This window comes from Pseudomonas fragi (genome assembly GCF_002269505.1).
GTDB lineage: Bacteria > Pseudomonadota > Gammaproteobacteria > Pseudomonadales > Pseudomonadaceae > Aquipseudomonas > Aquipseudomonas fragi_D.
In genome coordinates this window covers 49,393-62,132 of the sequence record NZ_NQKQ01000004.1, presented here as the reverse complement: position 1 = coordinate 62,132, position 12,740 = coordinate 49,393, and the positions used below count along the sequence as shown (strand labels likewise).

Annotated in this window: 13 protein-coding genes; 10 read left to right on the top strand and 3 right to left on the bottom strand. The window is 55.2% G+C overall.

From position 1 onward, the window contains the following. The first annotated feature begins 26 nt into the window (after positions 1–26). The 10 genes from CJU81_RS05320 to hrpT all read left to right on the top strand — a co-directional run bounded on the left by CJU81_RS05320 (position 27) and on the right by hrpT (position 6,326). A complete protein-coding gene (locus CJU81_RS05320) occupies positions 27–944 on the top strand; it encodes a sigma 54-interacting transcriptional regulator (RefSeq protein WP_095035798.1) in 918 nt (305 codons plus the stop codon). Positions 945–1,035: 91 nt separating this feature from the next. Continuing rightward, positions 1,036–1,242 (top strand): hypothetical protein, encoded by a 207-nt coding sequence (locus CJU81_RS05315; RefSeq protein WP_095035797.1) that lies wholly within the window; start codon positions 1,036–1,038, stop codon positions 1,240–1,242. Between the two features lie 32 nt (positions 1,243–1,274). Beyond that, positions 1,275–1,502, top strand: a complete 228-nt coding sequence (locus tag CJU81_RS05310) for a hypothetical protein (protein WP_095035796.1) — start codon at positions 1,275–1,277, stop codon at positions 1,500–1,502. 97 nt (positions 1,503–1,599) lie between these two features. Then, on the top strand, positions 1,600–1,968 hold the full coding sequence (locus tag CJU81_RS05305) for an EscI/YscI/HrpB family type III secretion system inner rod protein (RefSeq protein WP_095035795.1): 369 nt from the start codon (positions 1,600–1,602) through the stop codon (positions 1,966–1,968). An 8-nt stretch (positions 1,969–1,976) separates the two neighbouring features. Continuing rightward, positions 1,977–2,732, top strand: coding sequence for a type III secretion system inner membrane ring lipoprotein SctJ (gene sctJ / locus CJU81_RS05300; protein WP_095035794.1), 756 nt, complete (start codon positions 1,977–1,979; stop codon positions 2,730–2,732). Next, entirely contained in the window at positions 2,729–3,274 is a 546-nt protein-coding gene (locus CJU81_RS05295) for a type III secretion protein (RefSeq protein ID WP_095035793.1), read from the top strand. Before sctJ ends, CJU81_RS05295 begins: the two co-directional genes overlap by 4 nt. Beyond that, on the top strand, positions 3,252–3,872 hold the full coding sequence (gene sctL, locus CJU81_RS05290) for a type III secretion system stator protein SctL (RefSeq protein WP_254924788.1): 621 nt from the start codon (positions 3,252–3,254) through the stop codon (positions 3,870–3,872). The genes CJU81_RS05295 and sctL overlap by 23 nt, the downstream gene beginning before the upstream one ends. 14 nt (positions 3,873–3,886) lie before the next feature. Continuing rightward, positions 3,887–4,105 carry a type III secretion protein HrpF gene (locus CJU81_RS05285; RefSeq protein WP_095035792.1) on the top strand — a complete coding sequence of 73 codons (219 nt, stop codon included), beginning with the start codon at positions 3,887–3,889 and terminating at the stop codon, positions 4,103–4,105. Further along, positions 4,102–6,126: a type III secretion system outer membrane ring subunit SctC gene (gene sctC / locus CJU81_RS05280; RefSeq protein ID WP_095035791.1), complete on the top strand. Its 2,025-nt coding sequence runs from the start codon at positions 4,102–4,104 to the stop codon at positions 6,124–6,126. Before CJU81_RS05285 ends, sctC begins: the two co-directional genes overlap by 4 nt. After that, positions 6,123–6,326, top strand: coding sequence for an HrpT family type III secretion system protein (gene hrpT / locus CJU81_RS24210; protein WP_095035790.1), 204 nt, complete (start codon positions 6,123–6,125; stop codon positions 6,324–6,326). The genes sctC and hrpT overlap by 4 nt, the downstream gene beginning before the upstream one ends. A 132-nt stretch (positions 6,327–6,458) precedes the next feature. Here the strand turns inward: hrpT and CJU81_RS05270 are convergent, their stop codons facing one another. From CJU81_RS05270 to sctT, 3 genes are all read right to left on the bottom strand, one after another. Continuing rightward, entirely contained in the window at positions 6,459–10,670 is a 4,212-nt protein-coding gene (locus CJU81_RS05270; RefSeq protein ID WP_254924787.1) for an AvrE-family type 3 secretion system effector, read from the bottom strand. A 163-nt stretch (positions 10,671–10,833) separates the two neighbouring features. Beyond that, a complete protein-coding gene (sctU, locus tag CJU81_RS05265; protein ID WP_095035789.1) occupies positions 10,834–11,934 on the bottom strand; it encodes a type III secretion system export apparatus subunit SctU in 1,101 nt (366 codons plus the stop codon). After that, positions 11,931–12,728 carry a type III secretion system export apparatus subunit SctT gene (gene sctT / locus CJU81_RS05260; protein WP_095035788.1) on the bottom strand — a complete coding sequence of 266 codons (798 nt, stop codon included), beginning with the start codon at positions 12,726–12,728 and terminating at the stop codon, positions 11,931–11,933. The genes sctU and sctT overlap by 4 nt, the downstream gene beginning before the upstream one ends. Positions 12,729–12,740: the final 12 nt, after the last annotated feature.

The window sequence follows — 12,740 nt, the reverse complement described above, 5'->3', positions numbered from 1 at the left end:
GAGAACATAGCGCGGGAGCACATTCAATGGAATCTTTTCGCCCGAACAAAGAACCTTCATACATAGATCTTTTCGATGAGATCCAATTCCACGCTACTGTCAGAAATGCCGCTGCACAAAATATCGACATATTGCTTCATGGTGAAACAGGCACAGGTAAAGATACGCTGGCCGAGCAGTTGCACACCCTATCCGGACGCCGAGGTCGCTATATCGCACTCAATTGCGCGGCCATTCCCGAGAGTCTGGCAGAAAGCCAGTTGTTTGGTGTCACCCAGGGCGCATTCACCGGTGCCCTGCAATCACGTGCGGGATTTATAGAGGCTTCTGACAAAGGCACTCTGTACCTGGATGAAATAGACAGTATGCCGCTGACTTTACAAGCCAAATTGTTACGCGTACTGGAAGCACGTGGTGTTGAACGATTGGGCTCGACAGCATTCACACCGGTAAATATGCGCGTGATCGCTTCGGCTCAAACCTCGCTGGCGGAGCGAGTCGAACAAGGTCAGTTCAGACGTGACTTGTATTACCGCCTCAATGTGGTGACCTTGCACTTACCGCCTTTACGCGAACGGCGCGAACATATTATTCCTTTGTTTATGGATCTGCTTCTGAGTGAAGCGCAAAACTTCAACTTATCTATACCAGCACTGGATGCAGCGCTCCTTCAACAAATGCTTTGCCATGATTGGCCGGGCAATGTTAGAGAGTTGCGTTCAGTTGCCAAGCGTCTGGTGCTTGGGCTCCCGCCACTGTGCATGGCTGCCCGTGAGCATGACGACACAAGCCCTAAGCTGAAAATTCGTTTACAGCAAATCGAAAAAATGCTGATCACGGACGCCCTACGGCGCCACTTATATTGTATCGATGCCGTTGTGCTTGAGCTTGGAATTGCCAAGCGCACGCTGTATCACAGGATGAAACAATTGCATATTTCCTGATTGCACATCAATGGAACTGTTTGTACTGAAAGGGGCACTCAAGCATTGAACCAACTGTCTGGCTCACTGCAAACAACATAGAGGTCTCCATATGCTCCCCCTACTTGCATTACCTGCCCTTGGCTCTCTGGCACTCCCCGCCATCAGTTCTCTGGTACTGCCCATTGCCAGCAACATTATCAGCACCTTAGGCAACACGGTGAGCAGCGTATTAAACAACACCGTCAACCAGGCAAAATCCAGCGTCACCGACATATTGCAAAATTCGCAAACAACAAAAAACAAAATCTTTTTTTAACCCTGGTAAACAGTTACAGAAGGAGATAATCAATGAACATGCTCACGCCACTTCTCGGACAAATCTTAGGCGGTAGCTCCTCTGGCTCCCCACTGGAGGCGGTCAAAGAATATGATCGTCAAAAAAGCATGGAGGATGCACAGTTCCAAATGTACAAAAGAGGCAAGGATAGCGAGTCCATGCAACTCAATGGGGTTATGGACTCAAGTATCAAACAAATAAATGCAATGACCGAGAATGGGAAAAAAATAAATATTTAAATTTATTCAATCGCCTTATCTCAGGGTGAGGCGATTTACCGACCCGCTCGTGCAGGCATTCAACTGTTCAGGCCAACCCCGGAGTCAGAGGTCTTAAATGAAAGTACATGATCACCCCGCCTCCGCTGTTAAACCTTCCCCCACCTCTACCCAGCCATTCCTCCCGCCAGAAGCAGCCGATATCAAATGGTTCAACGCCTCATTGCTTCCTGCGGCAGCTATAAAACCTGACACTGTTAAATCCGAGAACTTGATGGTCAACCCTCTCGGTCAGCGCTCGATGCTCTTGCAGGAACTCTCGAATACCGCCGCACGCGCGCTGCAAAAGGTCAGCGCCAGCACCGATCCCATGGACATGCTCAAGTCAACCCGGGCCATGTCGGCGTTTCATCTTGAGACCGTACTGAGCGCCAAGATGATCAGCAAGACGTCGCAAGCCATCGAAAAACTCACCAATCTTTCCTAGGTAACCCCATGGCACCACGCCTGATCAAGAGCCTGTTCATGATGCTCCTGTTGTGTATCGCTGGTTGTGGTGAAAAAGTTGAACTCCATGGGCAGCTTTCCGAACAGGAAGCCAATGAAGTGATCGCGGAACTGGCTGACAAACAGATTCCCGCCCAAAAAGTCCCGAACAAAAATGGCGTTTCCATACGCGTCAAAGCAGAAGACATCAGTCGGGCCATCAACTCGCTGACGGCGGCTGGCCTGCCCCGAACAACGCGTACCACACTGGGCGATATTTTTCGCAAGGAAGGCGTCATCTCCACGCCACTGGAAGAACGTGCCCGCTATATCTATGCCCTGTCACAAGAACTTGAGGCCACGCTGTCCAATATTGACGGCGTTATCGTGGCACGCGTGCATGTCGTACTTCCCGAGCGGGTGGCTCCGGGCGAAGCGGTCCAGCCCGCTTCTGCCTCGGTGTTTATCAAACATGACGCCAGGCTGGACCCCGACAGCATCCAGTCGCGGGTAAGGCGAATGGTCGCCAGCAGCATTCCGGGCATGACCACGGCAATCGACAATCCGCACAAGATAACCACGGTGTTTGTGCCCGCCACAGCGTTTCAAGACAAGCAGCAACTGTTGTTTTTCGGGCCGTTTCTGGTGCCAGAGGAACGCTTGGGGTTCTGGCAGGCAACCTTCGCTGCAACAGTGTTCGGCTGCCTGCTGGCGATCATTACACCAGTCATATGGCTAACGCGGCGCCACAAGGGCTCGGCATGAACGCCACCGACAAATGGTTACAGTGGTGGGCTTTCGCCTGGCGCTTCGCTCACCCGCACTGGCACACCCTAGATGCCTCGCCCGCCGAGGTCCGCAGCCTGCATGCAAGCGCCAGCACAGGTTTCGACATCGCCCCCTGCCTACCCTGCTTACCTGCCGCCAGCCTGATGCAACTGGCCCAGGCGCCGCTCTCGCACTATGACGCGTTGCTGCAACGAGTCGAACATATCTGCCGGCCCACACTCCCTACGACACTGGACGCCGCCGAGCGCCTGTGGTGTCAGCGCCTTGGCAAAGTATTGCGCTCTCAGGGCTGGCTCGAACCGGCCGACGATGTTCTGCAATTGCTCAGGGCATGGGTCGAGCCAGCGGTGTGGCAGCGTTTGCGACTACGCTTTGCCCCCGCACGGATAGAAGCTCTGGAACAAAAGCCTGTGCCGCCCATCTCTGCAGCCAAACTCTTGACGCTCTGGCAAACAGTGCTCTGGCACCAACTACCCGCTGACAAGGAAAGCGACCATGCTGTCACGCCGCACGATTGAACTGCGGCCCGGCCCCCCCGGACTGCCTGAGGCACTGATCAGCAGTCAGACCCTGATCGACTGTAGCCAGGCCAGTGAGATACTGACACGGGCACGCGCTCAGGCTGATGAACTGCTGAGCAACGCTCAACAAGCTGCCGAGGCCCTGCTGCAAAAGGCCCACGACGAATTCTGGCAACAGGCCAATACCCATTTGGCGCGCTGGCAGCAGGAACACAGCGCCTTGTGCCAGGCGATTGAAATCAACGCCTCGCAAGTGGTCAATCTGGCCCTGGCGCAACTGCTCGGTGAGGTGCCGCCACAGATCCGTATAAACGCCTTGCTGAGGCAACTGGTGCAAGTCCAATGCCCACCACTGGGTGCAACCTTGCGTTGCCACCCACAGATGCTTGCACCTGTGCAGCAGTGGCTAAGTACCCACCCGGACAGCTCTTGGCAGCTGCAAACCGATGACCGCCTCGATACTCAGGCTCTGGTGCTGGTTACGGCACAACATGACCTGCACATCGACTGGACCACAACGCTGAAGACATTGTTTGTCTCCACGCAACCGATGGAACCGATCCGCCAGGCACCACCACTGAGTTGTGAACATTGACTGATGGAGGATGTATGGCTTCGTTCGAAAGTATCCAGCGCCGCATCGACACCCGCTTTCTAAACGCGCAAAAAAATCTGGAGACTATCGCCCTGAACAATCAAGGCGACCCCGAAGACATGGCGCGTTTCCTTGACGCCTCACGCAAAGTGGCCATCACCAGCTTCTCAATCAACGAGCAAACCCGATTCAAGCACAGCCTGACCAAAAGCATTATTGATGCCGTGCAATGAGAGTCTGGATCAAGCGCGCCAGCTATATGGCACTGTTGTCATGCGTTCTTCTGCGGCCCCCCGAGACGATGGCCGCCGTCCCCGCAGACTGGAAAAACACGCCCTATGCCCGTGAAGCCAATAACCTGCCGTTACGTGCCTTTTTGCAGGAATTCGCCCATACCGTGGGTCTGCAACTGCAAATTGACGGGACGCTACAAGGCGTCGTAAGGGGCAAGCTGCGTGCCGATACGCTCACCGATTTAATGGAGCGGCTTGCACTGGAACACCGCTTCCAGTGGTTTGTGTATAACAACACGCTCTACATCAGCTCACTGGACCAACAAACCTCAACCCGCCTTGAAGTCGCGGACGACACCATTGCCGATCTGAAACAGGCCTTGAGCCAGGTTGGCCTGCTGGATGAACGTTTCGGCTGGGGCGAGTTGCCCGATATCGGGGTCGTGCTGGTGTCCGGGCCCAAACGCTATATCGAGCAGATCAGGCAGTTCAGCCGCAAACGGGCAGGGCCAGCCAATAAACAGGATGTGTTGAATTTCACACTGCAATTCGCCAACGCCGCAGATCGACAGATCAACTATCGCGGGGAAAAGCTGAGCATTCCCGGTATCGCCAGCCTGTTGCGCGGCCTGCTTGATGCCAAATCATCGACCCCGTTCGATGCTCTCCTCCCCGGCGCCTCACCGATATCCGGTATTGCCTCCAGCATGCCTTACTCAAACAACCCTCCATCGGCCCCGCTCACCTCCGAGCCGCAACTATCAGGCCATAACGCCATCCGCGTGGAGGCCGATGTGCGCAATAACAGCGTACTGATCTACGACGTCAGCGAACGTCGGCCACTGTACCAGGCACTGATCGCCGAGCTGGATGTGCCGCGCAAACTGGTGGAAATAGACGCGATAATTCTCGATATCAACCGCACCCAACTCAACCAGCTGGGGGTGAACTGGGGCTTTCAGAGCGGCCGTTTCGGGGCAGCTACGGGGTTGTCGGGTACTGGCTCGACAACCGTGTCCATGATCCAGATTGACCGTTTTGCAGCCGATATAAAGGCACTCGAAGCGCGCGGCCTGGCAACCGTGGTGTCCAACCCCTCGATCATGACCCTGGAAAACCAGCCCGCGGTTATCGACTTCAATCGCACACAATATATCCAGGCCGTCGGTGAGGGAGTGGCCAATATCATGCCGGTGACCACGGGCACCAGTTTTCAGGTCATACCCCGGGTGATCGAAGCCAATGGCGCCAATCAGATTCACCTGATCATCGATATTGAAGACGGCACTTTTGCCGACACCACCGGGCAACAGTCCACACCGGATGTGCGCAAAGGCAACGTCAGCACCCAGGCGGTGATCCACGAACAGCAATCGCTGGTCATCGGTGGTTTTCATGTGGCAGAAGAAGCCGACAATCTGAATAAAATCCCCGTACTGGGGAATATCCCCTGGCTGGGCAAGCTGCTGTTTTCGTCTACGCAGAACACTAAAAACCGCCGTGAGCGGTTGTTTATCCTGACACCCCGCCTGATTGGCGATCAGACCAACCCTGCCCGCTACCTGCCGCAATCGGATCAGGCGCAACTTGAGGCAGCTCTGACCCCATTGGCACGGCGTGATGCGAAGCAGCCGGTGGTTCAGCCCTCCGATATTATCCAGGTGTTCCGACAACTGGTCACGGGCCACGTCCCTGACCGGTTCACTGCCAGGCCGATGCCGGTCCGGCCGGCCAGTCTGTGCAAAAAGCTCACGTCTGTGAAGGTCGATACCAAGCGTCAACAGTGGTACGAAAGTGAGGATTACAACGTGGCCGTACTGGTATTGCACAACCAGGGTCAGAGCCGGGTGCGCGTCGATGAACGTGATTGCAACACTGCCAGCACCCTGGCGGTCAGTGTCTGGCCGACTCCGTGGCTGGCGCCCGGTGAGCGTACGCAGGTGTTTATCGCGACACGTGCGCCCAGCCCCGACGAACACTCTAGAGTGTCTCGGCCATCACTGCTGGAGGCCACACCATGACTCGGTTTACCGCAGTTGCCATGGCAGCGTGCCTGGTTGGACTGCTCCAAGGCTGCACCCCCCATTGCCGTGGAGACTTGTGCGCCCGTCCGGCCTCCAGCGCCAGCATGCTGGTGATCTGGTGGCCGCCACACATGCGCCTGGAATCAGGTCCGAACGCTGAGCGTTCAGATCATCAAGTTGTGCCCCTTGAACGATAGATCAACCGTGCAAGTAGAGGTTGCGCTGGTGATCTGAAGCCATTCAAACCGACTCTTCCACTAGTGCGCCGAGTCTTTTTCCTCGCAACCTTGTACCGGTCTGCCTGATTATCAGGCAGACCGGTACTGTCATTACATCAAAGGGTTGCGGCTCTGCCGGACCCTTTGATCAAGCTGCTGGGGATTCGGCTCGCGAATACGGACCGTGGGCGACGTATCCTTGAACTCTACGCGCAATGGGGCATTCTGGTCCTTGCCATATTTCAGCTCAATGCTGAGGAGTTTGCTGGAATGGCTCAATGCTGCCTTACTGGAATATGACAAGAGAGGAACGGGTGTTTTTATCCCGTCGGTTCTACTTGCCGTATAGCTCACGGTCAGGGTTTTAATCCGCAGGTTGTCGGTATTTTCCAGGGCCTTTTGCACATCATTCATGGCTTCTTGGCTATCCCCGAACTGATTTTCAATCATGCGCAGTACCTGCGGCTTGACCTCTAGCCCGATCACTGCCGAGGTGCCCTTGCTGCTTCCCAGATCATTGAGGATCCGCTCAAATTGTGGCTGCTGGGCAAACAGCCGGAGAATTGCCGCCTTGTTAGCGGGCGCAGCGTCATCCAGCCACTCATGATCAGGGCCACCTTTTACCCTCATGTATGAAACCGTTCTTTCAACTGATATGAGTTCTCGCCGGCCTTGTGCGGCAAGCGCCTGCTGGTGAAGGCAAGTTTGCAGTTGTTCATTGAGGGCATGGTGCTCTTCAGAGCGGATGGCCGGTGATGGTAACTGCTCGAATAGACGATGCAGACGTTGCAGTTGCTCCACAGGCGAGCCTTCTGCTGAAAAAGAGTCCAGCTGTTGCTTGAGTTGCGCAGAATGCCCGGACAAGACATTGCGTAACCCATTGACTTGCGCCTGATCGATCACAGCAGGCTGTTTGAAGGTAAAACGCATGCTGCGGGCAACACTGCGATCAAAAGCCAGGGTGAATGAAGAATCATTCATGGCATAGGGCACCAACGCAGGGCCACCGGCATCGAAATCAGTCCACAAGAACATAGTGGCCGGCGACCCCCCTAAAGAAGCACTGCCGTTGGGTAACCATTGGGTATTCGAGCCTTTGGTCCGGGTCACCTCATCCTGCCCCAACTCAGCAGTGTTACGCTTGTCAGCGTGAAACAGTTCAAGATTGCCTACCCCATTCACCATGGTACGCAACAGGCCACCTGATGCATTGGAGCTTCCCGGCATCAACACGTTCAAACAGGGCTGCACTTGAGCTGAAACACTCCAGTCCAAAGCGGTTTTCAAACTCTTACTGCTCTTGTGATGGCTGCCAAGATCCAGCAAGTCGAAAACACTCCCTTTCTCACCGGTCAGGATTTCCATCATTACTGGAAAATCAGCTTCCTTTATATCAAAGCTGATGCTGTGCTCCTTTTCACGTGCCACCTCCAGTGTTGTCCCGGCCCCCACCTTGAGCCGGGCTTCGAGTACATTCCCAGGGGGAAACAACAAGTGACCTACACCTGCATAGCCACTGACTGAACGGGTAGTGCCCATAGTGATGTCAACTCTGGCCCCCTGATCGGTTCGACTCATCGTTATACCGTTGGTATTGTCTCTTGAAACACCACCCTCGATCTCAAGCCACGGTTTAGGAAGTATAAATATGGATGCCGATAAGGTCTTGCTACGGCTCGATGCAACTGATTGGCCGCTGTCCGACTCTTGAATGGATTGCAACAGAGCCTGCTTGACTGTCTCTTGCGCCTTGAGCCCCAAGACAGTGGTTAAATGATAATTGAGTGCTGATCCCGGAGTACCCAGGTCCTTGGCCAACAACTTGAAGTTGTTATACAAGGTTTCTGCTTGCTTCAAGCTATTGATGTTTTGCGATGTTTTCTTGTGTACTGGACTGCTTTGATAGCCCTCTTTCACTTTCTCCAGGCGGGCTGCTATATCGGCCTGATCCGGCGATTTACCCTCCAGCCGGCCGACAAGTTTGACGAGTCGAAAAAGTGTCCGGGCGTGCTGAATCAAATCACTTTCAATCAGCCCTGTCGGATTGCTCAAATCACGTTTAAGGCCAACGGCGTGCAACGACAATGAAACGCCCTGTTTCTCATAACTGCGCAGCAACGCCGCTGTGATATTGGACGTTGAAGGGGCCAGTTTTTCAAAGGCCTTGCGCATTTGGAGCAGGTTGCTCGTTGCGCCTTTAGTGAGATTGCCAATAGCTGTGGGCAGATATTCCGGAATCACACTGGCGCCCTTAATGTCGCCCAATCGCCTGGCCAATTGCACGCTGTGTTCTTCTACCTGATTCAGAAAACGCCCGAGTTCTTTGGCCAGGGCCTGCGTTGGCTTGCACTCGCTCAGGCGGTCAAGGCGAGTCTTAATATCCATCGTATGCAGGGTCACGTTCGCCAGCGTATGCAAAAGCCCCTGCAATTCCCGCGCATCAATGTAAAGCTCTGCCAGTCCGCGTCGCCCTTTAACATTATGCAGGATGCCAAATCCGATATTTTTAAGTCCCTGAACAGGATGGAAATGGGCGAAAGCACTTTGAATAAACCCTCGTTCAGCCGGCAGGCCTTCAGTCACGTGGCCATAACTTTCGGAGGTCACGGCCCAAGAGGTGCCATTGTTCTGACTCTTTAACAACGCGCCCACTGACCCCTCGGGTGTGTTTGGCTGTGCCGTAACAGGCTTCCATTGCGGGTCGCCATCCGCTGAAACAGTCAACTGCCGATACTGTTCACCCCATTTTTTTTGTAGCGCATTGTTTTCACCCCAACTGACGATCAACTGCTGACCTGCCCCCATACGCAGCGATTTAATGGGCATATTGTCCGGGACCGGCACTGGAGTCCAGGTGAGTTCTGATGTGCCAGGGGCTTGCCATTGAGCCTTTTCGAGCCTGAGCAACTCGCCGGCTCTGGTCTGTGCATAAAGGTCTCCCAGACGATCAAGTGCCAGTGCCACAAGCTCTTTTGGCTGGGTAAAGGCCAAGGCCATATCGTTTCCGTTGACGTGTGCAACCAGCTTGTTTTCAACATCAAGAGTTACAAAGCGTCTAGGGTTATCGATAGCAAAACGGGTGATCTTTCGTCCGTCACTCTCAATCAGCGCTACATCAAGATTCACATGGGAATGGGCCTCACTTAAAGGTGTCAAGTCATAACTGGCACCGCTGTTCGCCGCATCCCGCGTTTTATGGATAGCCAGCGCTTTCAGCTCCGCGCCTTGCAATACATAAGCGCGACCATCCAGACCACGCTCCAGTCGCGCCACATTCTGGTGATCGGTTGTATCCCATTGCTGTGAATTCCCATTCCAGCAAAGCAATGAGTTGCCCTCAAGCGCAACCTTGCCCCGCGGCCCAAGGTCCACCATACCAGCGAGTGTGCGCAGCCTGGGCTCGGGCAAACCTTTGTCGTTCACTCTGAGCATCACATCACTGAGGTTCCAGCCCGACACCTGATCAGGGCCATCGCTCAAAGGGGTGCTGTGTAACTGTCTGCGGGAATCGAGAATAAGAGCATTGAGCTGGCCATGATCGTCATGCATAAACCCCTTGATGCTGACTGCACCCTGGTGCAGTTGCTCAAGCTTGTCGAGCGATTCAGGCCGCATGATCAAATGCCCGCCCTCAGCATTGCGCAAATCCGCGCACAAAAGCTCACCCTCAGGTGTCGATGCATACAACACATCGTCCGCCAGCCCCAGATGCGCCAGCTGCACCGGTTTGCTCGACTCGTTGACGGGAACGAGAGAAAGGACCGCTGCGGCTGTGTCGCGACTGATTTGTAGCCTGGAACCCTCCAGGCTCGCCCGGGTTTTACCATCTATGCTCATGTCCAAGACACTCCCTGGCACTTTCATCAGTTGCCCTTGAGCGCTCAAGCCAATACGGCTGTATTGGGCCGCGTCTTTATCGGGAAACCAACGATAAGTCTGCGGCTCAAACCGGTGCAGGCGCTGGTCAACCAAGCGGAATTGATCACCGTCGACCGTTGTGTGCACATCACTGATTTTCCCCAGGTGGGCGCGCCCGGGGTTGATCGGGGCCGCCAGGTGAGACCCCTGGGGGAGGCTGCTTTTGAATACCCCGGCAGCGGCAGGTGTGGACTGGATATGAAACACATTAAACCTGTGATCCAGCATTCGCAGGCCCTGATCGATGCCCACTTTTTGGGGGTCTTGCGTGAACTGGCCGGGCAACCGATTGAGCTGCTCGGCAATGTCCTGGCCCACATACGAGCCTTGGGTCACGACTTTCCCTTCAACCAGGCTGGCGCTGAATACCAGGGAGGGTTGGTCATAGTGGCGAAAGTCAGTCATTTCCACAGATCCGATGATGCGACCGGTATGCGGGCAAATGGTGCCGTTTTTTTCTGACGGGATCGGTTTTGTGAGGTCAAACGACTTTATGGGCATTTAGACTCGACTCTGATGGGCTGATGAAGAGTGAGTGGCCTGAAGCACCGTGCGGTTCCTGCCCCGATCAACGTTGTTCAAGTTCCGGCAATTCGATAATTTGACCCCGAATGTCATCATCCAGCTCCCGCAAAGTGCGGTAGACCAGCGCAACCGCCTGCAGGGTCTCGCGGCTGATGCAATTCCCGATCTCAACGCCGTACAGCGTACGCGCCAACCACACACACTGAATCACCGGAACATCCGCAGCCTGTGCCCTGTCGATCATTCGTCGTGCCTGGGCATCGGTACCCTTGGCAATCAGTGTCGGCAAAGGGGTCTGTGGCGGCCGGTAGTACAGGGCCACGGCGAAATGCGTGGGGTTGATCAGCAGCATATCGGCCTCTTCCAGCGGCGGCGCCCTGGCCGCAGGCTCTTCATGGGCCAACTCTTGGGCCAGTGACCGACGCAGCATCTTGATATGCGGATCTCCCTCCATACCCTTGTATTCCTTGACCACCTCGACATGGGTCATGCGCATGCGCCGGGCAAAAAAATACCGTTGCAACGCCAGGTCAACCGCTGCGAGCACCAGCAGCAGGCCAAGGCACACGTGCAGCAAGTGCCGGAACAAGACGACAAGAGCGGCGATATAGCCTGGCAGGTCAGCGTTTACCAACCCCACCAATGCCCCAAGGGACGGCCCGATCACCCGGTAAAGCACCACACAGATCAGCAGTGCCTTGACCAAACCGGTGAACAGGGTCATCAGCGACTGGGGCGAAAACATCTGTTTGGCTTGATTAAGGGGGTTGAGCCGGTTGAAGTCCGGGGTCAGTACCTCGGGGGCAAACAAAAAGCCGAATTGCAGCCAACTGCTAACCAGCTTCATTGCAATGGCAGTCCCCGTCATCAGCAAGGCAAATCCGAAAAAAACATGACCGGCCTCAGCAACGACAGCTGGCAGCGAGCGGCTGAACGGCTGCCCGACCAGCGATACGGGCAGCATCAGCAATTGCCCGAGTTGATCCAGGCTGCTCTGAGCCCTGAACAAAGCAATTTCACTGATAACAGCCAGCACCAGCAGTTTGCCGATGTCCTGGCTCTGCGCGACCTGGCCTTTTTTGCGTTGGTCCTGCAGTTTTTTTTGGCTCGCGGCGTGTTTCTTTTCGCCTGAATCTTCACTCATGGCGATGGCACCTTGAACAGCAGGCCCAGTGCATGTTCAAGATCTCCCAGCTGGCCCATACGCCCCACGATCAGCTCTTGCAGTTGCGGCAGATAGAACAATAGAAAGCATAGCCCGGCCAGACTTTTGGCCGGCATCGACAACACGAACACCTGCAACTGCGGGCTGTAAAGGCTCAACAAAGCAACGGCGAACTCGACAAACAACAGCAATGCAATAAAAGGCGCTGCGTACAACACCATGTGCGTAAAGGTATCGCCCAGCAGCGCCAGGAACACGCCAGGGCCATCCGCAGCCGGGGCCGGAAACCAGAGCGCAGCAGGCCAGATCAGGTAGCTGTCCCAGATCACCTGGGTCAGGCTGCCCAACCCCAGTGTGACCATCAACAAGAAAATGCTCAGTTGCTTGAACAAATGCCCGACAGGCGTGGCATCCGGCCCCAGTGAAGGATTGAGTTGCCCGCCGATCAGTGCGCCACGCTGGTTGTCGAGCAAAGCCCCTGCCGACTCGAACAGCCAGAACGGCATGTACAGCAGCATGCCCAGCAAAAAGCCCAACACGGCCTCTTTAAGCATCAGCCCGCAGAGCGCGAGCAAGCTGTAATCCATACCAGACAAGGCGTGATAAATACCGGGAGCAGGCATCAGTGCCAGGGCAAAAACGATGACATGCCGGGGCATGCCCCGCACATGTTCAAAGCAGAATGCCGGGATCAGGAGAAAACAGGGATAAAGGCGCGCCATCGCAATTGCGAGGCTGGGCAGGTATTCGAGAAACGGAATCTGTGGGGCCATCGCGTGCTCCTT